The organism is Lentilactobacillus sp., from assembly GCF_040773105.1.
Taxonomy (GTDB): Bacteria; Bacillota; Bacilli; order Lactobacillales; family Lactobacillaceae; genus Lentilactobacillus; species Lentilactobacillus parabuchneri.
Window position 1 is genome coordinate 1 of sequence record NZ_JAXGWW010000278.1, and the last position, 2,537, is coordinate 2,537.

3 protein-coding genes are annotated in these 2,537 nt (G+C 43.1%); 1 reads left to right on the plus strand and 2 read right to left on the minus strand.

Annotation, left to right across the window (positions count from 1 at the left end; genetic code table 11):
- Nucleotides 1-299: 299 nt before the first annotated feature.
- Both AB3112_RS10655 and AB3112_RS10660 read right to left on the minus strand, forming a co-directional pair.
- Complete coding sequence (locus AB3112_RS10655) at nt 300-1,148, minus strand: aldo/keto reductase (protein WP_057909623.1); 849 nt, start codon at nt 1,146-1,148, stop codon at nt 300-302.
- A gap of 57 nt (nt 1,149-1,205) precedes the next feature.
- A complete protein-coding gene (locus tag AB3112_RS10660) occupies nt 1,206-1,502 on the minus strand; it encodes a hypothetical protein (RefSeq protein ID WP_057909622.1) in 297 nt (98 codons plus the stop codon).
- A gap of 179 nt (nt 1,503-1,681) precedes the next feature.
- On the opposite strand from AB3112_RS10660, the gene hemH reads away from it, so the two are divergent.
- Nucleotides 1,682-2,537, plus strand: an 856-nt coding sequence (gene hemH, locus AB3112_RS10665; RefSeq protein ID WP_367334472.1) for a ferrochelatase, incomplete at its 3' end; no start/stop codon positions are given.

A 2,537-nucleotide genomic window follows, 5' to 3' on the forward strand; every position in this document is an offset into this window, starting at 1 on the left:
TAGTAAGTGTTTATTGAATTTCACGATTTAAACCTCTTTTTCGACATAAAAACTGCCAGCATCAAAAACCTGCTGGTCAGTTTTTTATTAATTTGTTGAGTTACTTTGAATTTGTTAGTACCAAGGCTACTATCCTATCATGGAATGGCGCACGTGGCAAATATGGTTCATTAAATAGCATGATTGGCGTTGTGGGAATCAGGGAACCGGCTAAGAGCAGTGACTAAAACAGCTTTGGCCAAGCCCGATCAAAGGGACTAAGTCAAAGTTGCATTTTAAATCATAAAATAAGGTCCATTTTATTCAAATTCTTCATACTCATTAGGGTCTTGGCCATCAACTCGACCATCAGGCTTTGATAATTGGTTAATTGCCTGAATTTCTTGATCAGTAAGCTTAAAGTCAAAAATGTCCTTATTTGATTTTTGGTGAACTAAATTACTTGAACGAGGAACAGGAATAACGCCTCGTTGAGAATGCCACCTTAGAATGATCTGGGCGGCATTTTTGTCATATTTCTTGGCCAAATCTTGGATAACAGGTTCCTTTAATGCGGCACTGCCTCGACCAAGTGGACTCCACGCCTCGGTGACAATTCCGCGCTTTTGGTCTTCGTTGACCATGCGCTCGTTATTCCAGTAAGGATGAACTTCAATTTGGTTAACGGCCGGTGTAACGCCGGTTTCATTAATGAGCCGGTCCAGATGTTCCGGTTCAAAATTAGAAACGCCAATTGAGCGAATTAAGCCGCGCTTCTGGGCATCAATCATTGCCTGAAAGGCCTCAACGTAATGGTTGCGCTTTGGCAATGGCCAGTGGATGAGATAAAGATCCAAATAGTCCAAACCAAGCCGATACAGCGTTTCTTGAATAGCCATTGTAGCTTCATCGTATTGATGATACTTTCCTGGTAACTTAGACGTCACAAAGAAATGTGCCCGCGGCATGCCTGATCGACGAATCGCTTCGCCAACCATTCCCTCATTATCGTAGTTGGTTGCCGTATCAAGGCCTCGATAACCTTGCTTGATAGCTTCCATGACCTGTTGAAGTCCAGCGCCACCGCGAATTTGGTAGGTGCCAAACTGGACTTCAGGGATGGTGTAGCCATCGTTCATTGTCATTTCTGGAATTGAATCATTTGCCATTGCTTTACCTCCACACACTTAACTCATAGCCGTCTATATATTAATTACGTTAAAAGGCTATGGATTCTTTTTATTTTTTATTGGTTTAGAAGCGGGATCCTTGACCGGCTCCTGCTCAATTTTTTTGACGGTGATGTACCAGCCGACCTGCATCGATTTATTCGGGTTAATATATTCAACACTAAACTCATATTGTTTTGCGCTTGGACTTTTTTCGATCAAAAGATTTTTGACCGCCAAGGCATCGGCTCGACTTTCGAACCGGAGATTACTATTGGTGCTGTACCCACTATGCTTGCTGGGATCGTTATACGTCTGGTTAAAAAAATCCAGATAGTCTTTGGAGTCGTTCAAGGTATCACGTCCTTCCCACTTTCCATTGTAACCAACATGGCGCATAATTTCATGGTTGACGCAGAATTAAGTGACAAAAAGAATTTTTCAGTGCCTACCTTAATTATTTACAGGTATTGAATTGTTTTTCACATAGGAAACCTCTAAAATATAGGATATACGGCGAGGAGGGGATCGTCATGGGAAAAAAGGGCTTGTTACTGGTGAATCTAGGGTCACCAGTGTCACCAAGCAACACCGACGTAAAAGCATATCTGACAGAATTTTTAAGCGATCAAAATGTTGTGACGCTGCCGAAATGGTTTTGGCAGCCAATTTTGCGTGGAATGGTATTGCCCATGCGGACTTGGCGCTCAGCGACTTTTTACCAGCATATGTGGACTAAGGCGGGATCGCCATTAACAGCTTACACAGAGATCATGCAGCAAAAAGTCCAACAGATTTTGGCGGATTGGGACGTCCAGTATGCGATGAACTATGGGCAGCCACGGATTGTAGACGTGTTGCGGCAAATGCATCAAAATGGGGATAGCGATATTGTTGTTATTCCATTGTTTCCTAATTATACTCAGAGTACGCACGATACGATTATCGAAAAGGTCCAGGCGTCCGGGGTTAAGACACACCTGATTAAAAATTTTGATGATCAGCCAACCTATCGACAAATTTTAGCTCGGCAAGTCGATGATGCATACGCGAAGAAGGATTATGATGCGGTTATCTTCAGTTACCACGGCATTCCGATGTCGATGGTTAAGAAGGGTGACCCCTATCCTCAGGAATGTGTGGCAACCACCCAAGGGGTTCAGAAATATCTCCGCAAGGTTCCTGCAGAAAAGGTGCAGACCGTCTATCAGTCAAAGTTTGGACCAATGCCGTGGTTAAAGCCATACCTAAAGAATACGTTGATGGAACTGGCGGCAATGGGCAAACGAAGCGTGTTATTAGTGACACCATCTTTTGTTGAGGATTGTCTGGAGACACTTGAAGAAAATAATGTTCAAAATTACCAAACTTTCAAGGCTAGCGGTGGCA